The 25,394-nt window shown below is 58.6% G+C and carries 25 protein-coding genes and 1 tRNA gene; 7 read left to right on the forward strand and 19 right to left on the reverse strand.

The features are described 5' to 3' along the window. Positions 1 to 2: 2 nt before the first annotated feature. Genes ACOTTU_RS14135 through dgcN form a run of 4 tightly spaced genes read right to left on the reverse strand, consistent with a single transcriptional unit; the run spans position 3 to position 3,349 of the window. Positions 3 to 455, reverse strand: a complete 453-nt coding sequence (locus tag ACOTTU_RS14135; protein WP_425658917.1) for a MaoC family dehydratase — start codon at positions 453 to 455, stop codon at positions 3 to 5. A 10-nt stretch (positions 456 to 465) separates the two neighbouring features. Further along, positions 466 to 1,326 carry a D-amino-acid transaminase gene (locus ACOTTU_RS14140; protein ID WP_425658919.1) on the reverse strand — a complete coding sequence of 287 codons (861 nt, stop codon included), beginning with the start codon at positions 1,324 to 1,326 and terminating at the stop codon, positions 466 to 468. A gap of 4 nt (positions 1,327 to 1,330) precedes the next feature. Further along, complete coding sequence (gene dgcA / locus ACOTTU_RS14145) at positions 1,331 to 2,296, reverse strand: N-acetyl-D-Glu racemase DgcA (RefSeq protein ID WP_425658920.1); 966 nt, start codon at positions 2,294 to 2,296, stop codon at positions 1,331 to 1,333. A 51-nt stretch (positions 2,297 to 2,347) separates the two neighbouring features. Beyond that, on the reverse strand, positions 2,348 to 3,349 hold the full coding sequence (dgcN, locus tag ACOTTU_RS14150; RefSeq protein ID WP_425658921.1) for an N-acetyltransferase DgcN: 1,002 nt from the start codon (positions 3,347 to 3,349) through the stop codon (positions 2,348 to 2,350). A gap of 250 nt (positions 3,350 to 3,599) precedes the next feature. Between dgcN and ACOTTU_RS14155 the strand changes: the two genes are divergently transcribed. Both ACOTTU_RS14155 and ACOTTU_RS14160 read left to right on the forward strand, forming a co-directional pair. Then, positions 3,600 to 4,556, forward strand: coding sequence for an L-malyl-CoA/beta-methylmalyl-CoA lyase (locus ACOTTU_RS14155; RefSeq protein WP_425658923.1), 957 nt, complete (start codon positions 3,600 to 3,602; stop codon positions 4,554 to 4,556). A gap of 67 nt (positions 4,557 to 4,623) precedes the next feature. Next, on the forward strand, positions 4,624 to 5,094 hold the full coding sequence (locus ACOTTU_RS14160; RefSeq protein ID WP_425658925.1) for a DUF302 domain-containing protein: 471 nt from the start codon (positions 4,624 to 4,626) through the stop codon (positions 5,092 to 5,094). 6 nt (positions 5,095 to 5,100) lie between these two features. Here the strand turns inward: ACOTTU_RS14160 and ACOTTU_RS14165 are convergent, their stop codons facing one another. Further along, positions 5,101 to 5,553: an Lrp/AsnC family transcriptional regulator gene (locus ACOTTU_RS14165; protein ID WP_425658927.1), complete on the reverse strand. Its 453-nt coding sequence runs from the start codon at positions 5,551 to 5,553 to the stop codon at positions 5,101 to 5,103. A gap of 72 nt (positions 5,554 to 5,625) precedes the next feature. Here ACOTTU_RS14165 and ACOTTU_RS14170 point away from each other — a divergent pair, with 72 nt between their 5' ends. Both ACOTTU_RS14170 and ACOTTU_RS14175 read left to right on the forward strand, forming a co-directional pair. Next, a complete protein-coding gene (locus ACOTTU_RS14170) occupies positions 5,626 to 6,222 on the forward strand; it encodes a LysE family translocator (RefSeq protein WP_425658928.1) in 597 nt (198 codons plus the stop codon). A 63-nt stretch (positions 6,223 to 6,285) separates the two neighbouring features. Next, positions 6,286 to 7,248, forward strand: a complete 963-nt coding sequence (locus ACOTTU_RS14175) for an acetyl-CoA carboxylase carboxyltransferase subunit alpha (RefSeq protein WP_425658930.1) — start codon at positions 6,286 to 6,288, stop codon at positions 7,246 to 7,248. On the opposite strand, the gene ACOTTU_RS14180 is transcribed toward ACOTTU_RS14175, so the two are convergent. From ACOTTU_RS14180 to ACOTTU_RS14190, 3 genes are all read right to left on the reverse strand, one after another. After that, a complete protein-coding gene (locus ACOTTU_RS14180) occupies positions 7,245 to 7,730 on the reverse strand; it encodes a GNAT family N-acetyltransferase (protein WP_425658932.1) in 486 nt (161 codons plus the stop codon). The two genes, ACOTTU_RS14175 and ACOTTU_RS14180, sit on opposite strands and share 4 nt — an antisense overlap. A 147-nt stretch (positions 7,731 to 7,877) precedes the next feature. Next, positions 7,878 to 8,528, reverse strand: coding sequence for a GntR family transcriptional regulator (locus ACOTTU_RS14185; RefSeq protein ID WP_298920192.1), 651 nt, complete (start codon positions 8,526 to 8,528; stop codon positions 7,878 to 7,880). 47 nt (positions 8,529 to 8,575) lie between these two features. Then, positions 8,576 to 9,268: a M48 family metallopeptidase gene (locus ACOTTU_RS14190; protein ID WP_425658934.1), complete on the reverse strand. Its 693-nt coding sequence runs from the start codon at positions 9,266 to 9,268 to the stop codon at positions 8,576 to 8,578. Positions 9,269 to 9,380: 112 nt separating this feature from the next. On the opposite strand from ACOTTU_RS14190, the gene ACOTTU_RS14195 reads away from it, so the two are divergent. After that, a complete protein-coding gene (locus ACOTTU_RS14195; RefSeq protein WP_298920188.1) occupies positions 9,381 to 9,713 on the forward strand; it encodes a TIGR02300 family protein in 333 nt (110 codons plus the stop codon). Between the two features lie 114 nt (positions 9,714 to 9,827). Beyond that, a tRNA-Ala gene (locus tag ACOTTU_RS14200) sits at positions 9,828 to 9,903 on the forward strand. A 69-nt stretch (positions 9,904 to 9,972) separates the two neighbouring features. Here the strand turns inward: ACOTTU_RS14200 and ACOTTU_RS14205 are convergent. From ACOTTU_RS14205 to ugpB, 9 genes are all read right to left on the reverse strand, one after another. Further along, on the reverse strand, positions 9,973 to 10,440 hold the full coding sequence (locus tag ACOTTU_RS14205) for a pseudoazurin (protein WP_425658935.1): 468 nt from the start codon (positions 10,438 to 10,440) through the stop codon (positions 9,973 to 9,975). Then, positions 10,418 to 11,188 (reverse strand): ABC transporter ATP-binding protein, encoded by a 771-nt coding sequence (locus ACOTTU_RS14210; protein WP_425658937.1) that lies wholly within the window; start codon positions 11,186 to 11,188, stop codon positions 10,418 to 10,420. The genes ACOTTU_RS14205 and ACOTTU_RS14210 overlap by 23 nt, the downstream gene beginning before the upstream one ends. Beyond that, positions 11,185 to 12,261 carry a FecCD family ABC transporter permease gene (locus tag ACOTTU_RS14215; protein ID WP_425658939.1) on the reverse strand — a complete coding sequence of 359 codons (1,077 nt, stop codon included), beginning with the start codon at positions 12,259 to 12,261 and terminating at the stop codon, positions 11,185 to 11,187. The genes ACOTTU_RS14210 and ACOTTU_RS14215 overlap by 4 nt, the downstream gene beginning before the upstream one ends. Before the next feature lie 61 nt (positions 12,262 to 12,322). After that, entirely contained in the window at positions 12,323 to 13,462 is a 1,140-nt protein-coding gene (locus ACOTTU_RS14220) for an ABC transporter substrate-binding protein (RefSeq protein WP_425658941.1), read from the reverse strand. A 288-nt stretch (positions 13,463 to 13,750) separates the two neighbouring features. Further along, positions 13,751 to 16,699, reverse strand: a complete 2,949-nt coding sequence (locus tag ACOTTU_RS14225; protein ID WP_425658943.1) for a sensor domain-containing protein — start codon at positions 16,697 to 16,699, stop codon at positions 13,751 to 13,753. A gap of 149 nt (positions 16,700 to 16,848) precedes the next feature. After that, positions 16,849 to 17,871, reverse strand: coding sequence for a sn-glycerol-3-phosphate ABC transporter ATP-binding protein UgpC (gene ugpC, locus ACOTTU_RS14230; RefSeq protein WP_425658945.1), 1,023 nt, complete (start codon positions 17,869 to 17,871; stop codon positions 16,849 to 16,851). Positions 17,872 to 17,874: 3 nt separating this feature from the next. Continuing rightward, positions 17,875 to 18,711: a sn-glycerol-3-phosphate ABC transporter permease UgpE gene (gene ugpE / locus ACOTTU_RS14235; RefSeq protein ID WP_298920541.1), complete on the reverse strand. Its 837-nt coding sequence runs from the start codon at positions 18,709 to 18,711 to the stop codon at positions 17,875 to 17,877. A 17-nt stretch (positions 18,712 to 18,728) separates the two neighbouring features. Further along, the gene (gene ugpA / locus ACOTTU_RS14240) at positions 18,729 to 19,610 is read right to left on the reverse strand and encodes a sn-glycerol-3-phosphate ABC transporter permease UgpA (protein WP_298920171.1); all 882 of its coding nucleotides are present in this window, start codon (positions 19,608 to 19,610) and stop codon (positions 18,729 to 18,731) included. A 45-nt stretch (positions 19,611 to 19,655) separates the two neighbouring features. Beyond that, positions 19,656 to 20,966 (reverse strand): sn-glycerol-3-phosphate ABC transporter substrate-binding protein UgpB, encoded by a 1,311-nt coding sequence (gene ugpB, locus ACOTTU_RS14245; protein ID WP_425658947.1) that lies wholly within the window; start codon positions 20,964 to 20,966, stop codon positions 19,656 to 19,658. A gap of 283 nt (positions 20,967 to 21,249) precedes the next feature. On the opposite strand from ugpB, the gene ACOTTU_RS14250 reads away from it, so the two are divergent. Then, positions 21,250 to 23,352, forward strand: coding sequence for a DEAD/DEAH box helicase (locus ACOTTU_RS14250; protein WP_425658948.1), 2,103 nt, complete (start codon positions 21,250 to 21,252; stop codon positions 23,350 to 23,352). Here ACOTTU_RS14250 and ACOTTU_RS14255 read toward each other — a convergent pair. Then, the gene (locus tag ACOTTU_RS14255) at positions 23,349 to 23,987 is read right to left on the reverse strand and encodes a hypothetical protein (RefSeq protein ID WP_425658950.1); all 639 of its coding nucleotides are present in this window, start codon (positions 23,985 to 23,987) and stop codon (positions 23,349 to 23,351) included. The genes ACOTTU_RS14250 and ACOTTU_RS14255 overlap by 4 nt on opposite strands. A gap of 186 nt (positions 23,988 to 24,173) precedes the next feature. Beyond that, positions 24,174 to 25,226 carry a fatty acid desaturase gene (locus ACOTTU_RS14260; RefSeq protein ID WP_425658954.1) on the reverse strand — a complete coding sequence of 351 codons (1,053 nt, stop codon included), beginning with the start codon at positions 25,224 to 25,226 and terminating at the stop codon, positions 24,174 to 24,176. Between the last annotated feature and the right edge of the window lie 168 nt (positions 25,227 to 25,394).

Raw genomic sequence — 25,394 nt, forward strand, 5'->3', positions numbered from 1 at the left:
CGTCAGAACGTGTAGATGATACGCCAGAGCGCTGAGAGCGCGGGTTTCGGCCGTTCCTTTATCTCGACGGTCACGGCCAGGCACAGCATCAGCACATGCGCGTCACGGGCCTCTACAGCGTCCAGAAGAAAACGCGCCCGCACGGCATCACCGGCATGCACAGGCGAGATAAATCGCAGTTTGTCAAAGCCGTAGTTGATGGACGTTTTCTGGCCTTCAATCTCGGGCAAAGCGTCATAGGCCATGGTCGACAACAACGAGAGCGTCAGGAAGCCATGGGCGACGGGGCCATCAAACCCCGCCTGTTTCCCGGCTTTTTCGTCGAGATGGATGGCCTGCCAGTCTTCGGTCACATTCGCAAAGTGGTTGATCCGCTCCTGACCGATATCGATCCACTGGGAGCAGCCAATTTCGGTCCCGACGGCTGCCGCCAGCCTGTCTGCTTCAAGCGGCATCCCGCACCTCTCAGATCGCGGCTTTGCGGCTTTCGTCCAGATAAATTTCGCGCAAACGGGGTGCCACGCCTCCAGGCACGCCATCGCCTAGCACCGCGTCGTCGATCTGCACCACCGGCATCACGAAGGTGCTGGCTGAAGTGATGAAGGCTTCGTCGGCGTCTTTCGCCTCATCGATGGTAAAATTGCGCTCTTCCACTTCCATCTGCGCTTCGCGTGCAAACCGCAGTACCGCCGCCCGCGTGATCCCGTGCAGGATGTCATTGCTCAGCGCGCGGGTGATGATCTTGTTGCCTTTGACGATATAGGCGTTGTTGGAGGTGCCCTCTGTGACGAACCCGTCTTCGATCATCCAGGCGTCATCCGCGCCCGCTTTTTTCGCCATCATCTTGCCCATGGACGGATAGAGCAACTGGACGGTCTTGATGTCACGCCGGCCCCAGCGGATGTCATCAATACTGATGACTTTCATGCCTTTTTGCGCTGCGGGGTTATCGGCAAGACCGGGTTTGTTCTGTGTGAACAAAACGATGGTCGGCTTTGTGGTGTCCGGGTCGGGGAAGACGAAATCGCGGTCATTCGGCGCACCACGGGTGATCTGCAAATAGATCATACCTTCTTCAATTTCATTCACGCGCACCAGCTCGCGGTGCACTTCCAGCAGGTCTTCCTTGCTGATCGGGTTCTGCATCTCCAGCGCGTCAAGCGAACGTTGCAGCCGCACCGCATGGCCATCGAAATCAATCAGCTTGCCATCCAAAACGGATGTGACTTCGTAGACGCCGTCCGCCATCAGGAAACCGCGATCAAAGATGGAAACAGATGCTTCGTTTTCAGGCAAATAGTCGCCATTCAGATACACGGTGCGCATGTTGCTATCCCCACAATCCAGCTTGAGGCGGGTGAACGCCCTTTTCATCAAATATCAGAGCGCTATCGCGATCTTCGGCCAGCAACAACGGGCCATCCAGATCAGTGATCAGCGCGCCCTGGGCCAGAAGTGTCGCCGGTGCCATGGCAAGGCTGGAGCCCACCATACATCCGACCATCACGTCATACCCCAAGGCAAGGCCTTCGCTACGCAAGGCAAGCGCTTCGGTCAAGCCACCGGCCTTGTCGAGCTTGATATTGATCACATCGTATTTGCCTTTGAGGTTGGGCAGGCTGGCACGATCATGGCAACTTTCGTCGGCACAGACCGGGACGGGGCGGTCAAGCCCGATCAGCGCGTCATCCTCGCCCGCAGGCAAGGGTTGCTCCACCAGTTGCACGCCCAGACGCACAAGATGCGGCGCGAGGTCCGAATAGACCGCAGCACTCCAGCCCTCATTGGCATCGACGATGATCCGGGCATCGGGCGCACCTGCACGCACAGCCTCAAGACGTGGCATGTCATCGGGCGTGCCGAGCTTGATTTTCAAGAGCGGACGATGCGCATGCTCAGCCGCCTGTTCGCGCATCTTTTCCGGCGTGTCCAGCGACAGCGTATAGGCAGTGATCTCCGGCCCCGGCGCAGGCAGCCCGGCCAGCTCCCACACCCGTTTTCCGGCGCGTTTGGCCTCCAGATCCCACAGCGCGCAGTCGACGGCGTTGCGCGCAGCCCCAGCAGGCAAAAGATCATAAAGAGCAGCACGTGTGATATCCGCGGGCAGCGCCTCTATCTGCACCGTGACACTGTCGAGCGTTTCATCATAGCGCGCGTAGGGCACGCATTCGCCCCAACCACGGTGTGCCCCATCCGTCAACGTCACCGTCAGCACATTCGCTTCGGTGCGCGACCCACGACTAATGGTGAAAACCTGAGCGAGCCGAAACACATCCCGGCTGACCTCAATACGCATGCCCGCTCCTTCTTCGACCTATAACATTCAAGATCACAATCCAGCCCGCTATCAGATTGCCAGCAGCGAATCCACCAGCTTGCCCGCCCCGAATCGGAACGGATCCGTCGCGGGCAGGTTCATCCGGTCCTCGATCTCTTGCAAACAAGCCTTCGCCGCGTCTTCATCCAGCGCCTTGGTGTTCACCGACACGCCTGCGATCTGGCAATTGGCATTGGCAACACGGGCGATCGGAAGGGCAGTGTCCCGCAACGTCTCCAATGACGGCAGCGTATAGTGCGGCAGGCCCCGCATATGCGTCCGGGTCGGCTCATGGCAGAGGATCAGCGCATCAGGCTGACCGCCGTGGATCAACGCCATGGTCACGCCGGAGTAGGACACGTGAAAGAGGCTGCCCTGCCCTTCAATGTGATCCCAGTGATCTTCATCGTTGTCGGGCGTCAGGTATTCTACCGCACCAGCCATGAAATCGGCGATCACCGCGTCCAGCGGCACACCCTTGCCGGTAATGAGGATGCCGGTCTGACCGGTCGCCCGGAAATCGGACTTTAACCCGCGTTTGATCATTTCGGCGTCCATCGACATCGCCGTATACATCTTGCCACAGGAACAATCGGTGCCAATCGCCAACGCGCGCTTGCCGGTCCGTTTCTGACCATTTGCAATCGGATAGGCGACGCTGGGCACCCGCACATCGTGTAGTGTGCCACCATTGACCTTCGCAGCCGCCTGCAGCGCGTCCTCGTTGCGCAGCAGATTATGCAGCCCTGCCGCGATGTCATAGCCCATCTGCAGCGCCTTGACCAAAACCACCTGCCATTCTTCAGAAATAATCCCGCCCCGGTTGGCCACGCCAATCACCAGCGTCTTGGCACCCGCATTCAGCCCCTCTTCAAGCGTCATATCGGTCAGGCCCATGTCCGCGCCGCACCCCGGCAGACGGAACTGGCCTACCGCATTTTCCGAGCGCCAGTCTTTGATACCCTGCGCCACCTTGGCGGCAAGTTGGTCCGGCGCGTCGCCGAGAAACAAAAGGTAAGGTGTCTGGATCATGGTTAAGCCTCCGTCAGATTTGGTGCAATTTCCCCTCTTTGCCCCGCAAAGGCATCTCAAAAAAGCCTTGGTCAATATATTTTGCGCAACCTTCTTCGATTATCTATCGATAATGACGAAGAATTAAGCGTCACACCTGAACTACTTGGCCGATTCTCATGCTGCATGTGCAAAATGCGCTTGCAGCATACGGCGCAATTTAATACCACCCAGGACGACACAATCGAAATATTATTTCTCCGAGGTCCGCATGAGTTTCCGCATTCAGCCCCCCGCTCCCGCACGCCCAAATCGCTGCCAGCTGTTTGGACCGGGTTCCCGTCCGGCCATCTTCGAAAAGATGGCGGCCTCCGCGGCAGATGTAATCAACCTGGATCTGGAAGACAGCGTGGCGCCTTCCGACAAGGACAGCGCGCGCGCTAACATCATCACGGCCATCAGCGATGTGGATTGGGGCACCAAGACGCTCTCGGTTCGGATCAACGGGCTCGACACGCCCTATTGGTACCGTGACGTTGTGGACCTGCTCGAACAGGCAGGCGACCGTCTGGATCAGATCATGATCCCCAAAGTGGGATGTGCCGGGGATATCTATGCGGTGGACGCCCTGGTCACGGCCATTGAAGCGGCCAAGGGACGCAGCAAGAAGATCAGCTTCGAAGTGATCATCGAATCTGCGGCTGGCATCGCCCATGTGGAGGAGATCGCGGCCAGTTCCCCCCGCCTGCAAGCGATGAGCCTGGGAGCCGCGGATTTTGCCGCCTCCATGGGCATGCAGACCACGGGCATCGGCGGCACGCAGGAAAACTACTACATGATCCGCGAGGGGCAAAAGCACTGGTCCGACCCGTGGCACTGGGCGCAAGCCGCCATTGTCGCCGCGTGCCGGACCCATGGCGTGCTGCCTGTGGATGGTCCTTTTGGCGATTTCTCTGACGACGAAGGGTTCCGCGCGCAGGCCCGTCGGTCCGCGACCCTTGGCATGGTCGGCAAATGGGCGATCCACCCCAAGCAGGTTGCCATCGCCAATGAGGTTTTCACACCCTCCGAAGAAGCGGTGACCGAAGCGCGCGAAATTCTCGCCGCGATGGAGGACGCCAAGGCCAAAGGCGAAGGGGCGACTGTCTACAAGGGCCGGTTGGTCGATATCGCGTCGATCAAGCAGGCTGAGGTCATTGTCCGCCAATCCGAAATGATCAACGGCTAACGCATCTTTGATTTGGCATTCGGGCCGATCCGTGGCTGAGTGCTAAAACCCAGCTCGGAGCCTCAATATGCAACGCCTTGTCACCGCCCTACTGGTCATCTTCTGGGCCGTCACGGCACAGGCCCAGTCCATCGCCCCGCGCGACGGCTGGGTGATCCTGCAAACCGGCAAGACACATGCCGCGTTGCTGGCCGATCTGAAAAAAGCCGTCAAAGCTAACAAAATGGGCGTGGTCACTCAGGCCGGACCCACGGGTGCTGCGCGCAACCGTGGCATCACTATCCCTGAAAACCGGGTGATCGGCGTGTTCAACAATGATTTCGCGGTCAAAGTTCTGGCAACCTCCACCGCCGCGATGATCGAAGCGCCCATCCGTTTCTATGTGACCGAGGAAGCTGACGGCACCGCAACCCTATCCTACAAAACGCCCGGCAGCGTTTTTGCGCCTTATCTCGATGAAGGGGGCGACGCGCTTAAGGATCTGTCGGACCAGCTGGACAATAAATTCAGCGCCATCGCAGCCGCCGCCACCCAATAGCCGCGCTCAGGCGCGTTCGTCTTTCGGCGAGCCCATGACCACATAAGACGTGATGGCATTAACCTGCGGCAAAGCCCCCAGTTTGTCGGTGTGAAAGCTCTTGTAGCTGGGTAAATCGGCACATTCCACGCGCAACAGATATTCGGTCGCGCCGGTGACATTATGACATTCCACCACCTCCGGTGCGCGGGATATGGCGCGCTCGAACGCCTCCTGTGACGCCTTGGAGTGATCCCCGAGGCCGACCGTAATATAGGCCACGAAACCGATGCCCAGTGAGGCCGGGTCCAACACCACGCGATAGCCCTTGATCACACCGCTGCGCTCCAGTTCCTGAACGCGGCGCAGACACGCGGACGGAGACAGACCCACACGTTCAGCCAGCGCCAGATTGCTGATGCGCCCGTCGCGCTTCAACTCGCGCAATATATAGTCGGATATTTGGTCAATCTTCGACATATATTGCGTAGTATCGTGCAATTCTCAAGGAAACGCAATTTCACTCGCCGCAACCTCTGAATAATTGCGGGTATGACCTTTGACATCCTCTCCTCCCTGATCGTTTTCGCCTTTGTCAGTTCAGCCACCCCCGGACCCAATAACCTCATGCTCATGGCATCCGGCGCAAATTATGGGTTTACCCGCTCCATCCCACATATGCTGGGCATTTCGGTCGGGTTCGCGCTGATGATCGTTCTGGTGGGCGCAGGTTTGGCCCAGATATTCGAGCGCCTGCCAATCAGCTATACCATTCTGAAGGTCGTCTCTGTGCTCTACCTCGCCTATCTGGCCTGGAGAATCGCGACCGCGGCACCGCTTGACAGGTCATCGGACAAGGCCAGACCTTTGACCTTCGCGCAGGCGGCGGCCTTTCAATGGGTCAACCCCAAAGCATGGGCAATGGCGCTCACGGCGCTCTCCGTCTATGCGCCCGGCCAGACACTCACCGCATTTGCACTTGTGGCGGCGGTCTTTGGCTGTGTGAACCTGCCGTCAATCACTTTCTGGACGGTTTTGGGGCAGCAAATGGCACGGGTTCTGACCAACCGGACACGGCTGCAAATTTTCAACCGGGTCATGGCCGCCCTGCTGATTTTATCACTCTACCCGGTCCTGAAGCCGTTCTGAGAGGCGTTGCATTGCCTTTGATTGCCCGCCATATAAGGCAAGGCAATTACACAAAGGTCCGTCATGACCCAATACATGGATTTCGAGAAACCGCTGGCTGAAATCGAGGGCAAAGCGGAAGAGTTGCGCGCGCTGGCCCGTGCCAATGAAGAGATGGACGTGACCGAAGAAGCCGCTGCTTTGGACGTAAAAGCGGGCGCGATGCTCGAAGAGCTTTACAAATCGCTGACACCCTGGCGGAAATGCCAGGTGGCGCGTCACCCGGAACGCCCGCACTGTCAGCACTACATCGACGCTCTGTTCTCTGATTACACGCCGCTGGCAGGGGACCGCAATTTTGCCGATGATCACGCGGTCATGGGGGGGCTTGCGCGGTTCAACGACAAGCCGGTCATGGTCATTGGACATGAAAAAGGTACAGACACCAAATCGCGTATCGAGCGCAACTTTGGCATGGCCCGGCCCGAAGGGTATCGCAAGGCCATCCGCTTGATGGACATCGCGCACCGCTTTGGTCTGCCGGTCATCACGCTGGTAGACACACCCGGCGCCTACCCCGGCAAGGGTGCCGAAGAGCGTGGACAGTCCGAGGCGATTGCGCGTGCGACCGAAAAATGTCTGCAAATCGGCGTTCCGCTGGTCGCGGTCGTGATTGGCGAAGGCGGCTCTGGCGGCGCGGTGGCATTTGCGACGGCCAACCGGGTCGCGATGCTGGAGCATTCTGTTTATTCCGTGATCAGCCCGGAGGGGTGCGCCTCGATTCTATGGAAAGATGCGGAAAAAATGCGCGAAGCGGCCGAAGCCCTGCGCCTCACAGCACAGGATCTCAAGCAATTGGGTGTGATCGACCGGATTATTTCCGAACCCATGGGCGGCGCGCACCGCAACGCCCCTCAGGCCATTGAAGCGGTGGGCAGGACGATCCAGGATATGCTGGCCGATCTGGGCGGCAAGGACCCCTCTGAACTGATCCAGGACCGGCGCACCAAGTTTCTTGATATCGGGTCGAAAGGCCTTGCAGCCTAAGCGGCTGTCTCGCTCAGATTGATGCGAAATCTCGGGCCGGGGGGATCGAGCGGGTCGAACCCCATCGCAGGGTAAATGCCATGCACCATGACATTGTCCGGATGCGTCCCGACAGACAGGTATTTGCACCCTTCAGCGCGCGCGCGCGTCTGGCTGGCCTTGATCAATGCCCGGCCAGCACCCAGCCTGCGCGCATGCTCCTCGACAAACAGGTGCTGCAGGTCCATCCCGCGTGCGCCAAATTGCATCTGAGCCATGGGGCAGAGTGCGGCATAGCCAACGACATCCCCAGAAAGCTCAGCAACCAGAATTCGAACCCAGGGAGACGCACCCAGAACATCACGCGCCAGTTCTTCAAGGGTTACGGTCGCAACATCGCCATGATGTTCAGCCAATTTCCCGACCATTTGTTGAATACGCGGGAGGTCTTCGACCCGCAAACATCGGACAACACCCGAAAATTTCTCATTACTTTGTTTCATTTCAATTTCTTACAAGTATATACGAAACCCCGCAGCCCAGTATTCGCACCCCTATTCGAACGAAAAACTATGGCTCCAGCAGGGCCGAATTTTGTTAAAATTCTACATATGGTAGAATTTTTCAAGCCCGCACGTTGCGTAAATTGATCAGCTTGCCAACATTCTGAGGCCTTGCGTCACGTCCGAACGAACCGCGAGCCGCAGTCCTGGCTCATCTCCCGCACGCAGCGCCGCGATAATCAGACGGTGGAATTGAGGCGGTTCGGTTTGACGCAAACGCCCGTAGAGTGCGCGCATCGTAGGCCCCATTTGCAACCAGACCGTTTCCGCCATCGCGAGCATCGCAGGCGCCTGCGCACGCAAATAAAGCGTCCGGTGAAATTCAAGATTGGTCCTGATGTAGCTGACCGCATCCCGATGCGCGACCGCCTCAGAGACGGCAACATTGATGGTCTGGAGCCTCTCGATCAGCGCCATGTGCGCGCGCGGCAGTGCCCGGCTGGCCAATTCCACCTCGATCAACGCCCGCAACGCGGCCAGTTCCTCGATCCGCTCATTGCTCAACTCAGGCGTCGCAACACGTCCCGAGGAGGACATGGTCAAGGCGCCTTCGGCAACCAGACGACGCACCGCTTCACGCGCGGGCGTCATGGATACCTCGTAGTCGCGACCGATGCCACGCAAGGTCATTGCTTCGCCGGGCGGCAGGTCCCCTTGCATGATGCGGCTGCGTAGCGCGCGATAGACGCGATCATGGGCAACTGGTGTGGCGTCAGCGGGGCGTGGGTTCAGGATCATGTAGTTTTGTGATCACAAATAGACCCGTGGTCAAGAGCAGAGCAGCCTCAGCCATCAAAGCGATACCTGTGCAGATCACCGCCCTGCTTTCGCAACCAGCGTCTCTGCTCCTTATAATCGCCATAAATCCGGGTGACCTGATCCCAAAACGCAGGTGAGTGATTCATCTCCGCCAAATGGGCAACTTCATGGGCGACGACATAATCCAGTACCGGCGGCGGCGCCAGAATCAGACGCCAAGAATACATCAGATTACCCTCGGACGTGCACGACCCCCAACGCGATCGCGTGTCGCGCAGCTTGATCGCGCTGTAGGGCCTTCCCAGCCTCGCGGCATAATGATCAGACGCCTCAGCAAGACGCGCCCGTGCCAATGTCTTGAGATGTCCCACCAGGCGTCGCCCTGCCCGTTCCGGGGCGCCAGGAACCGCGACCCGCCCGTCTTCGAATCCAATTTGCCGCCCCTGTCCGCGCACGACTTCATGCATCATGCCTCCAATCGGCAAAACAGACCCGATCCCGACGGTGACATCTTCACCCCGCGCGGCCAGATGTTTGCGAATCCACCCTTCTTTTTCGCCCGCAAACGCCAGCGCCTCGCGCTCCGGCACCCGTTTCGGCAAGGTGAGGGTCACGCGCCCGTCCAGCTGCGAAATGCGCAATGAAATTCGGCGCGCCCGCGCGGAACGGCGCAGGATCAGCGGGATCGGCGGCTCACCGGGCAAAAACTTGTCAGACATATCGGGCTCTCAATGATCACCTTGCGCGCGGCAGGCCTTTACAGCCCCCGTCTCATATGGCACTTGGCCGGAATCATCTACACCTGAACCGAAATTGCAAAGGGGGTTTTTCATGCCCAAGGAAGAATGGGGAACGAAGCGCCTCTGCCCCACGACCGGCAAACGTTTCTACGATCTGAACAAAGACCCGATCGTCAGCCCGTACACCGGTGAAGTGGTCGAGATCGACCTCAGCAAATCCCGCATGATCGCTGCGGATGCCGAGGATGCGGCATCTGCAAAAGCCAAGGCCAAAACCGAAGAAGAAGATGTTGTGCTGGACGACGACGATTCAGATGTCGATGTCGATCTGGGTGATGACATCCTTGATGACGACGAAGACGACAGCGATAACGTTCCACTGGAAGAAATCGCAGATGTTGCCACAAACGACGACGACAGCTGATTTTATCAATTCGCGTGGCGGGTCTGCTTTTTTCTCTTGATCCCGCCCCGCGTTGCGCCTATTCAGCGGCGCACTGGATTTAATGATCCTTCCCTTCGGAAACACTCCGAAAACGGGGCCTTAGCTCAGCTGGGAGAGCGCCTGCATGGCATGCAGGAGGTCAGCGGTTCGATCCCGCTAGGCTCCACCAATCCTTTCCTGCCGTAATATGACAGCCCGTTGCCGACCTGGCAGAGGGCACAGCGCCTTGAGCGCGCGCTCAATTGGCCAGTTGGTCAAACAGGTCCCGAAAGGCCGCTCTTGCGGCACCTGGGTGGCGTATCTTTTCGGCACTCTCCAGATTCGGCGCGGCGTCATCAACAATGATCAGACCGACCATACCCATTTCATAGTGCGGCAGGCAAAGGTATCCGTAGACGCCCGGGGCGGTGAGTGTCTCGCTGTGTCTAACGTCCACGGGGCTGTTCCAGGGCTCAGCCCCTTCCGGGATCATACCGCGCTTTGACGCGGTGTTATGGCCGGTATCGGTGGGGACGAAGGTCACCGTATCCCCGGAGCTGATCCGCAGGATGGCGGGCGCAAAAACATTCGTATGCTGGGCATTATCCGGGGCCGCATTCAGCATCAGCACCTCGAATTCTTCCGCGGCGACGCTCAGGGGCAGTGACGCGACCATCAGAGCAAGGGCGGCATTCCGAAATATTCTAATCGGCATAGGCGTGAACATTCAGCTCCTCCCGGGGTCCAAGCCCGGTTTGAATTGTGACATCGTAGCTCTGGGCAATCAGCGGATCAGACAGCACCTTGTCGGGCGTGCCCTGGGCCAATACCTCCCCTGACCCGATCAGCAGAATATGATCCGCAAACCGCGCTGCCAGATTGAGGTCATGCAGCGCAACGACGCCGATTGCATTTCGCGCCACCATCGCTTCTTTGATGCGCCCCATGACATCCAGCTGATGCCGCAAGTCGAGCGCACTTGTCGGCTCGTCAAAGAGATACACGTCAGAGCGGCGGATCAGGGCCTGACAAACCGATACCATTTGCGACTGTCCACCGGACAATTCGCCGATGTTGGCATTTGCCAGATGACCAATCCCGGCATCGTTCAGAGCCCGGGCGACAGCCGTCATATCGTTTTGAGAAACGCGCCAGCCCGCGAGTTGCTTTTGCGCCATGAGGACCACATCAAAGACCGAGAGCGCGGCATTGGCGGTGAAAAACTGGGGCATGAAACAGATGTGTTTCAGACGCTTCTGAAGAGAGAGCTCAGACAGGTCGCGCCCATCCAGATGAACGCCACCGGCATCCGTTCTGACCAGACCTGCAATGGCGCGGAAGAGCGTTGATTTCCCGGCTGCGTTGGGGCCGATCAGGGCCGTCAGCTGGCCGGCCCGGAGCATGTCGAAACCGGTATCACTCAACACCGTTCTTGCACCGAAGGAAACGCGAAGCCCATGTGCGGTCAGACTCATTGCCAATGCCTTTGACGTTGGGACAGGATCAGGCTGATGAAAAACGGGATGCCGATCAGCGAAGTGATCATGCCAATGGGGTAGATCACGCCCGGTGTGATCGCCTTTGAGGCAATGGATGTGGCTGACATGATCAACGCACCCGCCAGTGCGGAGAACGGCAGGAACCCGCGTTGATCTTCGCCCACGATGATCCGGGCGATATGCGGACCGACCAGACCCACGAAGGCCACGGCGCCAACGAAAGAGACTGCAACGGCGGCCAGCAGAGACACACCCGCCAGAACGGAGAGACGCAGGAAGGACACATTGACCCCGAGGCTGGCGGCTTTCTCCTCCCCCATCCGCAGGGCCGTCAAAGCCCAGGATCGTGACATGAAATAGGGCAGTACCACCACCAGCACGATCACACATGTCAGCACCTTGCCCCAACTCGCACGCGCCAGCGACCCGAGCTGCCAGAAGATGATCTGCGCCAGCTGCAATTCGGAAGCACCGTATTGCAGCAAGGCCAGCAAAGCGTTGAAGGTGAACAACATCGCGATGCCGACGAGGATCATCGCTTCGGGTGTCACGCCGCGCAATCGCGTGAAACCGTAAAGCGCCAGTGACGTGAATAACGCCATGACAAAGGCATTTCCGGTGACGAAGAACACACCAAGGCCCGGGATCAATGACCACTGCAGCACGATCGCCAAAGCGGCCCCGAAACTTGCCGCGGACGACAGGCCCAGCGTGAACGGATCCGCCAGAGGGTTGTTCAGGATCGTCTGCATTTCGGCCCCTGCCGCGCCGAGCATGGCGCCAACACAGACCGCCATCAGCGCGATTGGAAGGCGCAGGTCCCACACGATAACCTTGTGCTGGGCCGTGGCCCCTGCGGGATCGAGAATGACAGACACCACCTGCAAAAAGGACAGGCGCGCGGGCCCGGTCATTATGTCCACGAGCACCATCACCCCAAGCAGGGCAAGGGCCCCCAGTAACAAAAGCAAGCGCCGGAAGCTGCGGTGACGATAGGTGTCGACGAGGCCCGCCACGACCTCGTCCCGCGCCGCTGTTGGCATGGTCATAAAGAACATCCTTCACGCGTTGTGCATTGGCCGGGTGTTAAAACCCGGCCGTTTGAACAGGTTACTCCGGCAGGCTGACCCAGAACTGGCCATCCATCGCGAAGGGCATGAAGCGGCTGTGCAACGTGGCCAGGGTCGCGGTCGGATCAAGATCGGAAAAGTCATCAGGATGCAGCCATTTTGCAATCTGCTGGATGGCAATGAAATGGTAAGGGCTGTTGTAGAACTGGTGATAGATCGAATGCATGCGCCCGTCCTGAACAGCCCGCAAATCCTTGAATCCCACACGATCTGCGAGGGCCTGAAGGCGGTTGGCATTATCTGCCGGATCCGCATCATAGCCCAGAAGCGTTGCTGACACTTCGGGCCGGGCTTCTGCCCAATTGGCGCCGGTACCCAGCAAAACGTCCGGATTGGCCGCAATCAGACCTTCCAGGCTGACCTCCGAACTGTAGCCGGAGAACTTCTCGGACCCATAGTTGCGGCCGCCGGCCAATTCGATAAACCGGCCATAGTTGTAGCTGCCAAAGGTCGAACAGCAGAACTGCGGATTCCAGCCCGCAGCGTTTTCCATAAAGACCAGCGGCTTTTCATCGACCGGCAGGGTCTGCACAACATTCGTCACTTTGCGCATTTCCGACACGTAGAAATCAATGAATTCAGCGGCACGGGCCTCTTCTTCGAGAAGGCGACCCAGTAACAGCATCGAAGGGATCGCATTCGCCGTTGGGTCCCGCCGGAAGTCGATGAAGACCACCGGCACACCTGCTTCGTCCAGCTTCTCGATCAGGCCGGTTTCTTCTGCCTTGAAAAGATTTCCCAAATCCAGGATCAGCAAATCAGCCTTGTTTTCGATGACCGCTTCGATGCTGAAATCACCCGCATAGGGGTTGCCGAAATTGACCATGCGCGCTGTATCTTCGGGGAACGCTGCCTCAAATTTCCGAAAGGCGTCAGGGTCATAGAGGATCAGATCGTCCTTCCATCCGACAACATGTTCGAAGGGATCATCGGTGGCCAGCGGCGCAATGGCATACATCATCCGGCCTTCGCCCAGAATGATCCTTTCGGGGGCGGCCGGCAGGGTGATTTCGCGGCCTGCGATATCTGTAACCGTCATGGGATCGGCAAGGGCAGCGGGAGCCGTTGCCGCAACAACAGCAAGGGCGAAGAGCGTGGCGCGGATGGATGAATGTCGCATATCCTGATCACTTTCCTGAGGCGTTTCAATTGAATGAGTGCGCTGGGGTGATCCTGGCTGCTGACCTGTGACTCTATTATCTGACTGAAAGAGTCAAGAAATAGTTTCCTTGCTGATGAAGGTTAAAGAGTGCGCGACGGCATGTCGCCAGACAGTTAGCTGGCGAACCAATGTGCTGACTTATGCCTCTCCAAGACCGAGCCGGTTTGATGGCTTCGTTTCAGAAAAGGGCGTGTTCTTTCAGTACCTCGGATCGTCCCCACCGATGTTACGTCGCACGGCCCATCCTCAGACCACGCGCAACACCGCCCGATTCCGGGCAAGATAGGACAACAGGTCATCAAGGCACAAAGGTTTGGAGAAATAATAGCCCTGCAAGCGTTCCGCACCCAGGTTTGCAAGAATACGCGCCTGATCCTCCGTCTCTACGCCCTCGGCCGTGACCCCGATGTCCAACGCATGCCCGATTTCGATGATGGATTGCACCAGTCGCGCTGCATTGTTCCCCTCTTCAATGGGGGACACCAGGCGCTGGTCGATCTTCAGCTGATCAGGGGCGATACGTTGCAGCGCCACCACCGACGCTCGCCCGCTGCCAAAATCGTCCACCTCAAGCGAAATCCCCATTTCGCGCAATTGGTCCAACTGCAACAGGAAGGCATCGCTTTCCTCTTCCAGAAAGATCGTCTCCAGCAGTTCAAAGGCCACATGCCCGGAGTAGGCGCTGGCAATACTGCCGATCTGCTTGATCTCTTCGAACTGGATTCGGTTTGCACTGACATTGAACGACAGGCTTGGCTTCTGGTCAAAATCCTCGAACGACCGTTCACATTCATTGATGGCCTTCTCAAAGATCATCCGGTCAATATCCGCAACGACATTCAAATCCGTGGCGACGGACAGGAACTTGTCGGGGGTCATAATCCCGTTTTCGGGATGCCGCCAACGCGCGAGCGCCTCAATACCCACCACCATGCCGGTTTTTGCATCGACCTGAGGCTGATAGAACGGCAGGAATTCTCTCTCCTCCAGAGCCCGCATGATATCGTCTGCCAGTTTCTTGGTATGGCGCATCTCCTCGATATCCGTACGGTCAAAAATACCGATCTGGCCGCGGCCAGCGCGTTTGGCTTTATAAAGTGCAACATCGGAATTGGTCAGCAAATCCGCTTCATCTGCGAGCGGCGTCTGGGCAATCCCAATGGAGGCACCAAATCGGCATTCACGGCCTTCGAACATCGAGGGTCTGCTAAGGTCGACCAACAAGGATTGTGCCAGTTGTTCTGACCGCGCCGAGCCGCTGGGCAGCCAGAGCAAAATGACGAACTCATCGCCGCCGATGCGGGCAATCACATCGTTGGTACGCACATTCGATCGAATCCGATTTGCGACATCAACCAGAACATGATCGCCGGCGGCATGTCCAATCGTGTCGTTGATCTGTTTGAACCGGTCCAGGTCGATGTGCAGCGCGGCAAGCTCGCCCCCGTCAGACATCCTTCGGCGCGATAGTTCTTCAAATTTTTCAGACAGGTAGCGCCGATTTCCCAAACCGGTCAACTGATCATGAAAGGCTTTATGGGTAATCTCGTGATTGGCAGCTTCCAGCTTGTTGGCATATTGCTCAAGGGTCCGGCGCTGGCGGACCGATTCTGTCATGTTCAGCCGCAGAACCAGCAATTCGCCTCTTTCGGATCGGGACACAATGATCCGGAAATGCTCGTCATCACCAAATTCAACTTCTTCGATACCAATCTTCATATGTTTGGAAGATACATATTCTTCCAGCATTTCTGTCTCCTCGCCCTCGGCCACGGTAATTTTGCCGTTTTGGACACCCAGCTGCATGGCTTCCTTGGCAGTCATACCAACGAAAATTTCAGCGGGGTCGTCGGTGAGCGAGGCTGTAAAGGCAGGATTCCATGTCAACAATCGTAACGTATGATCATAGATTGCAAACGGATCCGGAAACGCGTTGATTGCGGAGATCAGGCGTTCCTGTGTTTGCTGAAGTGCCCGGCGCTGGCGCACGAGTTCCGTGGTATCCAGCCGCAGGATGACCAGATCCCCGTTTTTCGACCGTGACCGCATCACCCGATGGTGAATATCTCCGGCCAGCTCAATATCTTCTACGGGATTGGCATTCTCATTGGATGCCAGCATCTCTTCGAGCCAAGGTTCTTCACGCCCAAACGCCGCGACGTATCGCTTATTCTTCATGCCGACCTGCAAGGCCGCCCTAAGGGTCATGCCTCGGTAAATCTCCTTGGCATCATCGGTCAGAAAGGAGGCATAGCTTTCATTCCAGGCCACAAGCTGGGAATTGCTGTCAAAAATGCAGAAGGGTGCGGGGTAGGCGCCTATCGCGGCGAGCAGGCGCTCTTGCAGTTCCTCAGCACTGCGGCGCTGGCGAACAAGCTCGGTGATATCCATCCGGATCAGCACCCAATCGCCATTCTCGGCCCTGCTGCGTAGTATTCGATGGTGCGTGTCACCGGCCATCTCGACGTCTTCGGTGTCGCGGGCAATGCGCGCTGTACTGAGCAAATCTTCCAGAAAGGCGTCGCGCCCGCCTTCTGGAACAGGCATCAACCCACAGTCCATCGCTTCGATCAGCACATCGCGAATATGCATGCCGGGCTTGATCGCATTCGGGTTCGTGGACATGGATTTTTGATAGGCGGTATTGTTGATCACCAGCCGCATGTCGTTGTCGTAGATCACGAAGGGGTCAGGATAGGCATTCAGCGCCGAGAACATGCGGGTCTGGGTTGCCAGAAGTTCCTGATACATCCGCTCTTGCTCAGCCAACAGGCGGTCACGATCCTCAAGCGCTTTGGCGGCCGCTGCCTCGCGCGCTTTCAGATCAGAAATGTCGCGAAAAGTCGCGCAGGTGTAAAACCCGTCATTGCCGGTATCTTCAATCAGAAAGACAACGATACTTGCCCAGAACGTCGACCCATCTGCCCGGACGCATCCCAATTCCGAGCTGATCTGTGTCTCTCCGGCGCGGAATTTTGACACCACGCGCTCATTGTACGCCTGCCAGGTTTCTGGATCATGGGCGATACGCGCGGGGCCACCGACGACCTCGTCCGCTTCATACCCAAAAAGACGCGTGTAAGACGCATTAATGAACACCAGCTTGGCCTCAGGCGCATCTGCCTCGCGATAGGCAATCGCAATGGCATCCTGTGTCCGCGACACATAATCCTTCAAGAAATCCGCAATTTGCATGCACGCGCCTTCGACTCAACGACGCGACCATAGAGGGGATAGGTTACCCGAAGCGTAATCTTCGACTTTTAACGATCTTGCGCGCATCGCTCTTAGCAGACCTCGACAGGATCAGCCGAAACGGTATGGGGCGCTGACGATTTCGTCTCCTACGCGGCATCACTGGCGCAGCGGCGGCCCTGCGCGTCAAACAGCATCTGGTCGCGCGCATCCCAAAGCAGGCCGACGGTTTTTCCTTCGTCGGGCAGCGGATCGGTCGCGTTCTGGCGCACTGTGACCAGCGTTTCATCTACAAGCTTCAGATGGACCAGTGTTTCCGCCCCCAGCGCTTCGGAATAGAGCACGGTGCCGGACATGGGCGCAGGGTCCGTCGTCAAACGCAGATGCTCCGGACGCACACCAAGCGTCGATGCCCCCGGCGTTGCGACAGAGGCCAGATCGGTTTTGAGGAAATTCGTGGGCGGCGATCCGATGAAACCCGCGACAAACTCCGTTGCCGGGTTCGCATAGACCTCCAAAGGCGCGCCGATCTGATCGGCAACCCCGCCGTTCATGACGATCATCCGGTCCGCCAGCGTCATCGCCTCCACCTGATCATGGGTGACATAGAGCGATGTGACGCCCAGACGTTTCTGCAACTGCTTGATCTCCAGCCGCATCTGCACCCGCAGCTTGGCATCAAGGTTGGAAAGCGGCTCGTCAAAAAGAAAGACCGACGGTTTGCGCACAATCGCCCGCCCCATCGCAACCCGTTGCCGCTGACCGCCCGAAAGCTCCCGCGGGCGACGTTTGAGGTAAGGCTCCAACTGCAACAGCTTGGCCGCCACATCCACCCGTTCGACAATCTCCGATTTGGGCGTACCGGCGATTTTCAGACCGTAGGCCATGTTGTCGAAAACGGACATATGCGGATAAAGCGCATAGTTCTGGAACACCATGGCGATGTCGCGGTCCATCGGCTCAAGGTCATTGACCCGGGTGCCGTCAATGCGCACCTCGCCGGATGTCACCGTCTCCAGCCCGGCCACCATGCGCAGCAAGGTGGATTTCCCGCACCCCGAAGGCCCGACAATCACGATGAATTCGCCATCTTTGATGTCGATGTCCACACCGTGGATCACATCCGTGGAGCCGAAGGATTTCTTTATCGCCTCAAGGCTGACTGTCGCCATGTGTTATTTCTCGCTGTCTACAAGTCCGCGGATGAACAGGCGCTGCATGCCCACAACCACAATCACCGGCGGGATCATCGCCAAGATCGACGTGGCCATGATCACCGGCCAATCCGCAATATCGTCACCCGACGGGAACATCTGCTTGATGCCCATGACGATGGTGTTCATCGAAGGGTCCGTGGTGATCAGCAGCGGCCAGAGGTATTGGTTCCAACCATAAATAAAGAGGATCACGAAGAGCGCCGCGATATTGGTGCGGCTCATGGGCAGCAGGATATCGCGGAAAAACCGCATTGGTCCCGCACCATCCACCCGCGCGGCTTCGGCCAACTCATCCGGCACGGTCATGAAGAACTGCCGGAACAGGAATGTCGCCGTGGCCGAGGCGATCAGCGGGAAGATCAGGCCCGAATAGCTGTTGAGCATGCCGAAGCTGGCCACCACCTCATAGGTCGGCACGATCCGCACTTCGACGGGCAGCATCAGGGTCAGAAAGATCAGCCAGAAGAAGGTCTTTCGCCCGGGAAAGCGGAAGTAAACAATGGCGAAGGCCGAGAGCAGCGAGATGATGATCTTGCCGATGGCAATGCCCATCGCCATGAACAGCGAGTTCAGCATCATCCAGGCCACGGGCGCATTAACCCCTGCCAGCAAGGCCTTGCGGTAGTTTTCGAAAAACTGATCTCCCGGCAGCAGCGGCATCGGCGGCTGCGTGATCTCGGGTTGCGAAACGGTGGAGGCGACAAAGGCCAGCCAGATCGGGAAGAAGATAAAGAGCAGCCCGATGCACAGGCCCAGATGGGTCAGCCAGAGCCCCGCGCCGCGTTTTTCGACCATGCCCGTGCGTTCCGCCATCAGTAATGCACCCGTCGTTCGATGTATTTGAACTGCACGATGGTCAGCAGCCCGACGATCACCAGCAGGATGACCGATTGCGCGGCGGAAGACCCAAGATCCTGCCCCACGAAACCGTCCGAGAACACCTTGTAGACAAGGATGGTGGTGGATTGCTGCGGACCGCCCGACGTGATCGTGTGAATGACCCCGAAGGTTTCAAAGAAAGCATAGACGATGTTGACCACCAGCAAAAAGAAGGTCGTGGGCGACAACAGCGGAAAGACGATCGTGCGGAACCGCGTCCAGAAACGCGCGCCATCAATGGCGGCGGCCTCGATCACAGATTTCGGGATCGATTGCAGACCGGCGAGAAAGAAGAGGAAGTTGTAGCTGATGCGGCCCCATGCAGAGGCGACAACCACCAGCCCCATGGCCTCTTCACCATTGAGCACATGGTTCCAGTCGTACCCCAGCACGCCCAGATACCAGGTCACCACGCCCACGCGGGTGTTGAACATGAAGAGCCACAAGACCCCGGCCACGGCAGGGGCCACCGCATAGGGCCAGATCAGCAGCGTGCGGTAGACGCCCGATCCCTTGATCAGCCTGTCCGCCAGCACCGCCAGATAAAGTGCGATGCCCATGGACACCACGGTCACGAGGATCGAAAACACCGCCGTCGTCACGAAAGACGCGCGGTAGTAGGAATTGCCCAGCAGGTATTCGAAATTCCCCAGCCCCACATATTGCATCGACAGACCAAAGGGGTCCGGAATGAACAGCGACTGCCAGATCGCCTGCCCGGCGGGGTAGAAGAAGAAAACGGCCGTGATCACGATCTGCGGCAGAACCAGCAGAAGCGGCAACCAGAGCCCTTTGAAGGTAACGCGCTTTTCCATGTGTCAGGTCGCGCGCGCCGAGGTTTTCCGGCGCGCGCGGGTCTTTTAGCGGTTGGCTTGCTCGAAGCGGCGCAGCAATTCGTCGCCACGGGCCGCCGCACTGTCCAGCGCGGATTGCGCGTCCTTGTCACCGGACCAGACGGCTTCCAGCTCTTCGTCGATGATGCCGCGGATCTGGTCGAACGACCCCAGACGCAGACCTTTGGAATTCGATGTTGGCGCTTTGGCCGTCATCTGCATCACCGCCACATCCGTCCCGGGGTTGGCCTCGTAGAACCCTTGTTCCTTGGTCAGTTCAGCCGCCGCTGTGGTAATCGGCAGATAGCCGGTGTCCTGATGCCATTTGGCCTGAATTTCCGGTGAGCTGAGGAAGTTCAGGAACGCCGCAACGCCCTTGTATTCCTCATCCGTCTGACCTTCCATCACCCAAAGGGACGCGCCCCCGATGATGGTGTTCTGCGGTTCGTCGGACAGGGCTTTCCAGTAGGGCAGCGGACGCACTTCGAAATCGAACTGGGCCTCGGCCTTGATGCCCGCGTAACCGGCAGAACTTTCGGTAAAGAGCGCACATTCACCAGCGCGGAAATTGGCACCGCCCTCGTTACGACGCCCGGCATAGATGAACTTGCCGTCCTGCGCCCATTGCCCCATCGCCGAAACATGCGCCACCTGTGCGGGGCTGTTCAGCGCCAGCTTGGTGTCCACACCCTCAAACCCATTGGCTTTGGTCGCAAAAGGCGTGTCGTGATAGGCGGAGAAGTTTTCCAGATGGATCCAGCTTTGCCAGGCCGTTGTCATCGGGCATGAACTGCCCGCCGCCTTAAGCTGGTCCAGTACCTCGCCGACCTGCTCCCATGTGGACATATCCACATTCGGATCAATGCCTGCTTCGGTCAATGCGTCGCGGTTGACCCAGAGCACCGGCGTCGAGGAGTTGAAAGGCAACGACAGCATCTCGCCATCATTCGACGTATAATACCCTTTGACCGATCCGATATAGGCGTCGGAATTGAAATCGGCTCCGGCTTCCGCCATGACCTCATAGACCGGCTTGATCGCGCCTGCGGCGGACATCATCGTGGCCGTACCCACTTCAAACACCATCAGGATGTCGGGCTGTTCGCCTGCACGAAACGCCGCAATCCCGGCATTCAGCGTCTCGGAATAGTTGCCCTTGTGTGTCGCGGTGACAAGGTAATCGGATTGCGAGGCGTTAAACGTCGTAACCTGTTCTGCAACCAGTTCGCCCAGCCGACCGGTAAACGCGTGCCAGAATTCGATTTCCGTTTGCGCCATTGCGGGGGCGGCCATGACCATCGACATCGCCGATGCCGACAACATATGTTTCATTTTCATTTTTATGATCTCCCAATTCAGACTCTGACACCAACTGTGCATATGAATCCATCGATTGGCAATCGTCACGATTGCATGCGGGTCTTCTATTCACGCGGATCGTGTAGGTTCTGTGACAACATCCTCAATTCAAAGAGGTTTTTTGCAGCATTGCATCTGGTACCGGGCAGCGTTGCACATATTGCCATCGACTCTTCGGCCACAAAGGCATAACGACCGCGCAACCGGGCCGCAGATATGGCCCTGCAGCAGGACGCTGCCTCAGAGAAACAGGACCCATCCCGTGATCCAGACCCTTTCCGATGCGCTGGCCCAGCAGGGCTATGACACGCTCACCCCCGTGCAGGAGGCCGTCACCGACCCGGCACTGACGGAGGCCGATTTGCTGGTATCCGCGCAGACCGGCTCCGGCAAAACCGTAGGCTTCGGCCTTGCCATCGCGCCTACCTTGCTGGGCGAGGGCACCCATTTCGGCCCGGCCAGCGCACCTTTGGGGCTGATCATTGCGCCCACGCGCGAATTGGCGATGCAGGTCAGCCGTGAATTGTCGTGGCTTTACGGGCTGGCGGGCGCGGTTGTGACCTCCTGCGTCGGCGGCATGGACAGTCGCACGGAACGGCGCGCGCTGGAACGGGGCGCCCATGTGGTTGTGGCCACACCCGGGCGGCTCTGCGACCACATCAAACGCGGCAACATCGACCTTTCCGCGATCCGCGCCGTGGTGCTGGACGAAGCCGACGAGATGCTCGATCTGGGCTTTCGCGAGGAATTGGAATTCATCCTCTCCGAGGCCCCCGAGGCGCGCCGCACGCTGCTCTTCTCCGCAACCGTTCCGGCGGCCATCGCCAAGCTGGCGCAAAGCTACCAAAGGGATGCGCAGCGGATTTCCACCGCTGGTGAAGCGCGCCAGCATGCTGATATTGAGTATCGCGCCCTGAACACCCATCCGCGCGACATCGACAACGCGATCATCAACGTGCTGCGGTTTTACGAGGCGAAAAACGCCATTGTTTTCTGCAACACACGCGCCGCCGTCGCACGTATGACCTCGCGCCTGACGAACCGCAATTTCTCCGTAGTCGCCCTGTCGGGTGAATTGACCCAATCGGAACGCACCAATGCGTTGCAGGCGCTGCGGGACGGGCGCGCGCGGGTCTGTGTGGCCACGGATGTAGCGGCGCGCGGGATTGATCTGCCCAATCTGGAACTGGTGATCCACGCGGATCTGCCGTCGAATTCGGACACATTGCTGCACCGCTCGGGGCGGACGGGTCGGGCGGGGCGCAAAGGTGTCTCCGCCCTGATCGTGCCGCCGAAACTGCGCTCAAAGGCCAACCGTCTGATCGGCTGGGCCAAGCTGAAGGTGGAATGGGCCGAACCGCCCTCCGCCGCTGACGTCATGGCCGAAGATGAAGCACGCCTTTTTGCCGATCCGTCATGGACAGACCCGATCCCCGAAGATGCACAAGACCTTGTCGCGCGACTGGTATCGCAGTTTTCCCCCGACCAGCTGGCCGCCGCCTTTGTCAATATCGCGCGCGCCCGCAAATCCGCGCCCGAAGAGCTTTCTGATCCTGCCGCCAAGGACGACCGCCCGCGCAAAAGCTTTGGTCCGTCGATCTGGTTTTCGGTCTCGCTGGGCCGCAAGGACGGTGCAGAACCGCGCGTCTTGCTGCCGATGGTCTGCAAGCGTGGCAACCTGACCAAGGATGACGTGGGCGCGATCCGCGTGCAGCAAAGCCATAGCTTTGTCGAGGTTCTGGCCAGCCGCGCGGATGCCTTCGTGGCAGCCGTTGGGGCCGACATGGTGCTGGAGGATGGGGCAAAACTGACCCGCCTGGAGGCCGCACCGGATCTGGAACGCGGCCCTAAACCCGACCGCAAACCGCATCGGGACAAGGCTGATTTCAAAAAACCCCGGCGCGAGAAGCCATCCTATGACCCGCTGGATGCGGATGCAAAACCCCGTTCACCGGCACCGCGCGAAAAGCCGCGTGCCGAGGCGGCTCCCAAGCCGCATAAGCCCGCCGCCGCGCCCAAGGGCAAGAAGCCGCCAAAGTCACATAAGACCGACCGCTCGCCGATGAAGCCGGCTGCCAAACCCAAGGCAAAATCCGGCGCGCCTTCAGAGGCCCCCCGCGCGGCACGTGCCAAACCGGTCTGGACCAAGGAAAACCGGCAGGTCGCCAAAGCGGAACGCAGCGCGCGCGATGCCGAGAACGCAGGGCACGGCAGTGATCGCGACGGCGGTAAGGCGGATAAGAAACGCGACAACAGCGCGTCGAAAAAGCGGGCTGCCGACACCTCCAAACGGTTTGTGCCGCCGCACAAGCGTGGCAAGCAAGCAGGCAAGGGCCCCAACGCCCGGCCCCGCCGCAAACCCTAGGGCTGGTAGCCCATCATGAAAACCGTGAGCGGGATTGGGGCGACCGCGATCAAAAGGGTCAGGATGAACCACAGCGGGCTGAAAAGGCGGCTCATGCCCGCCAGCAAGGCCAGCCCGCCACCACCGCCCACAACCGTGTTGCCGGGGACATTCAAGGCAACGGCCAGCGCAATGTAGCGATAGCCGAGCAACGCCAGCAACACCCGATTTTTGACCTGTGCCCGCAGTTGGGCCTCAAGCACACCCGGTGCCGCGGTCCTCATTTCCTCGACAAGCGCGGCCGCCTTGTGAAACCTCAGCGAGTTGAAGGCGCGCGACAACCATGCCGCTGGCACCAGCCGGCCTAACAGATATGACAAGCTCAACGCGCAGATCATGCAGACATAGACCAGCAAAGCCACGCGCGCGCCGAAAACCGCAATCAACGCCAACCCGATTTCAGCGCCCGGCACGAAGGGGATGGCGGAGGCAAACATGTAGATCATGCAGACCGTCATCATCATCCACATCATATTACCGCCCTGACCTGCGGCCGCCTTCATGTCGATGGCTTGAGAGACAAATCCACTGATCAGCCACCCCAGCCCCATCAGGCCCAGGTAAAAAAGTACCAGCAGAATCCATCTTTGCTTCATCAGCGGACTCTGCGGCGGAGGGCAGGCCATAGCAGCGCGGCGGCGCTCCAGATCAGGCAAACGGATGGCTTCATGGATAAAACCCGTGACTATTGGGTCTTAGGCCCAAGGATATCAACTCGTAGCCTCGATAGGGATTCGAATCCACTCTCTGCCGATTACGATAGGGTTACACCCTCGTGAAGATCAGATCGCGCCGTAGGCTGCGCGCATCTGACGGAATGACAGCAGACGGCGCTGTTTTTCGTCCCAAAGGTGCAGCCGCGCGCAGGCAAGGCTCTCGCCGATGCTGAGCCGCTGCGCCTGCGCCAGCTCCGCATGATCACGGAGCACTTCGGTCAGCCGGTAGAACGGGATGCGGCTGTAAAGATGATGCACGTGGTGAATGCCGATATTGGCGGTGAACCATTGCAGCACGCGCGGCATGACGTAATGCGAAGACCCATGCAAGGCGGCCTCGTGCAATGCCCAATCTTCGGGTTGGTCCCAATGTGTCTCTTCAAACTGGTGCTGGACGTAAAAGAGCCAGACGCCCAGCGAGGCGGCGATCAGGGTTGTAGGCACAAAGACCAGCAGCACCGGCATCAACCCGCCAAAGTAAAGGATCAATCCGACGGTAACCGCCACGCCGACGTTTGTGCCGATGGAACTGGCCCAGATGCGCCAACCATCCCCCATCAAACCGAAAGGCAGGCGGTTTTCGAGATAAAAAAGATATGCCGGCCCCAGAACGAACAATACGAACGGGTGCCGATAGGCGCGATACCTCAGACGCCCGAACCAGTCGCGGCTGCGGTATTCCGCGACCGTCAGCGTCACCACGTCCCCCATCCCGCGTTTGTCCAGATTACCGGAGCTTGCGTGATGAATGGAATGGGACCGCCGCCAGACATCATAGGGTGTCAGGGTGAGCACCCCAAGCGCGCGCCCAATCCAGTCACTGGCGGTGCGGTTTGCGAAAAACGATCCATGGCCGCAATCATGCTGGATGCAGAAAATGCGGACCAGAAACAAGCCATTGACACAGGCCAGCGCAAAGGCTGCCAGATAGCTGACCGACAGCAACCACCAGGCCACGGCCCAGATCGCCAGAAAGGGAATCAGGCTGACCGCTATTTCAAAAAGCGATCGTGCGGCATTGGGTTCGCGGTATTGCGCAAGGATCTTCACCCAGCTTGCAGCAGGCCTTGGCGCCGCATCCACGGGGATCGCGCCCTGAAACGGGGTCTCGGATGTCATGGAAGCCTGCCTTTTTGTACGCTCGTTTCCTCAGGGATAAACAAGGTACAGGATTACACAAGCATATTGACCAAAGCTGAACATAATTTGATCTGTCTGTCGTTTTGAAGTTGCTTTTTGGCCCCGGTGCGTCTGGTTCGTGCTGGCGGGGTTGGAAGAGGGCCCCCC

Origin of the sequence: Roseobacter sp. EG26, from assembly GCF_049830555.1 — a bacterium.
Classification (GTDB): Bacteria; Pseudomonadota; Alphaproteobacteria; order Rhodobacterales; family Rhodobacteraceae; genus Roseobacter.

Excerpts from the sequence above, each read along its gene's own strand:
- ACOTTU_RS14135 (WP_425658917.1), bottom strand. The coding sequence starts at position 455 with ATGCCGCTTGAAGCAGACAGGCTGGCGGCAGCCGTCGGGACCGAAATT.
- ACOTTU_RS14140 (WP_425658919.1), bottom strand. The coding sequence starts at position 1,326 with ATGCGCACCGTGTATCTGAATGGCGACTATTTGCCTGAAAACGAAGCA.
- dgcA (WP_425658920.1), bottom strand. The coding sequence starts at position 2,296 with ATGCGTATTGAGGTCAGCCGGGATGTGTTTCGGCTCGCTCAGGTTTTC.
- dgcN (WP_425658921.1), bottom strand. The coding sequence starts at position 3,349 with ATGATCCAGACACCTTACCTTTTGTTTCTCGGCGACGCGCCGGACCAA.
- ACOTTU_RS14155 (WP_425658923.1), top strand. The coding sequence starts at position 3,600 with ATGAGTTTCCGCATTCAGCCCCCCGCTCCCGCACGCCCAAATCGCTGC.
- ACOTTU_RS14160 (WP_425658925.1), top strand. The coding sequence starts at position 4,624 with ATGCAACGCCTTGTCACCGCCCTACTGGTCATCTTCTGGGCCGTCACG.
- ACOTTU_RS14165 (WP_425658927.1), bottom strand. The coding sequence starts at position 5,553 with ATGTCGAAGATTGACCAAATATCCGACTATATATTGCGCGAGTTGAAG.
- ACOTTU_RS14170 (WP_425658928.1), top strand. The coding sequence starts at position 5,626 with ATGACCTTTGACATCCTCTCCTCCCTGATCGTTTTCGCCTTTGTCAGT.
- ACOTTU_RS14175 (WP_425658930.1), top strand. The coding sequence starts at position 6,286 with ATGACCCAATACATGGATTTCGAGAAACCGCTGGCTGAAATCGAGGGC.
- ACOTTU_RS14180 (WP_425658932.1), bottom strand. The coding sequence starts at position 7,730 with ATGAAACAAAGTAATGAGAAATTTTCGGGTGTTGTCCGATGTTTGCGG.
- ACOTTU_RS14185 (WP_298920192.1), bottom strand. The coding sequence starts at position 8,528 with ATGATCCTGAACCCACGCCCCGCTGACGCCACACCAGTTGCCCATGAT.
- ACOTTU_RS14190 (WP_425658934.1), bottom strand. The coding sequence starts at position 9,268 with ATGTCTGACAAGTTTTTGCCCGGTGAGCCGCCGATCCCGCTGATCCTG.
- ACOTTU_RS14195 (WP_298920188.1), top strand. The coding sequence starts at position 9,381 with ATGCCCAAGGAAGAATGGGGAACGAAGCGCCTCTGCCCCACGACCGGC.
- ACOTTU_RS14205 (WP_425658935.1), bottom strand. The coding sequence starts at position 10,440 with ATGTTCACGCCTATGCCGATTAGAATATTTCGGAATGCCGCCCTTGCT.
- ACOTTU_RS14210 (WP_425658937.1), bottom strand. The coding sequence starts at position 11,188 with ATGAGTCTGACCGCACATGGGCTTCGCGTTTCCTTCGGTGCAAGAACG.
- ACOTTU_RS14215 (WP_425658939.1), bottom strand. The coding sequence starts at position 12,261 with ATGACCATGCCAACAGCGGCGCGGGACGAGGTCGTGGCGGGCCTCGTC.
- ACOTTU_RS14220 (WP_425658941.1), bottom strand. The coding sequence starts at position 13,462 with ATGCGACATTCATCCATCCGCGCCACGCTCTTCGCCCTTGCTGTTGTT.
- ACOTTU_RS14225 (WP_425658943.1), bottom strand. The coding sequence starts at position 16,699 with ATGCAAATTGCGGATTTCTTGAAGGATTATGTGTCGCGGACACAGGAT.
- ugpC (WP_425658945.1), bottom strand. The coding sequence starts at position 17,871 with ATGGCGACAGTCAGCCTTGAGGCGATAAAGAAATCCTTCGGCTCCACG.
- ugpE (WP_298920541.1), bottom strand. The coding sequence starts at position 18,711 with ATGGTCGAAAAACGCGGCGCGGGGCTCTGGCTGACCCATCTGGGCCTG.
- ugpA (WP_298920171.1), bottom strand. The coding sequence starts at position 19,610 with ATGGAAAAGCGCGTTACCTTCAAAGGGCTCTGGTTGCCGCTTCTGCTG.
- ugpB (WP_425658947.1), bottom strand. The coding sequence starts at position 20,966 with ATGAAAATGAAACATATGTTGTCGGCATCGGCGATGTCGATGGTCATG.
- ACOTTU_RS14255 (WP_425658950.1), bottom strand. The coding sequence starts at position 23,987 with ATGAAGCAAAGATGGATTCTGCTGGTACTTTTTTACCTGGGCCTGATG.
- ACOTTU_RS14260 (WP_425658954.1), bottom strand. The coding sequence starts at position 25,226 with ATGACATCCGAGACCCCGTTTCAGGGCGCGATCCCCGTGGATGCGGCG.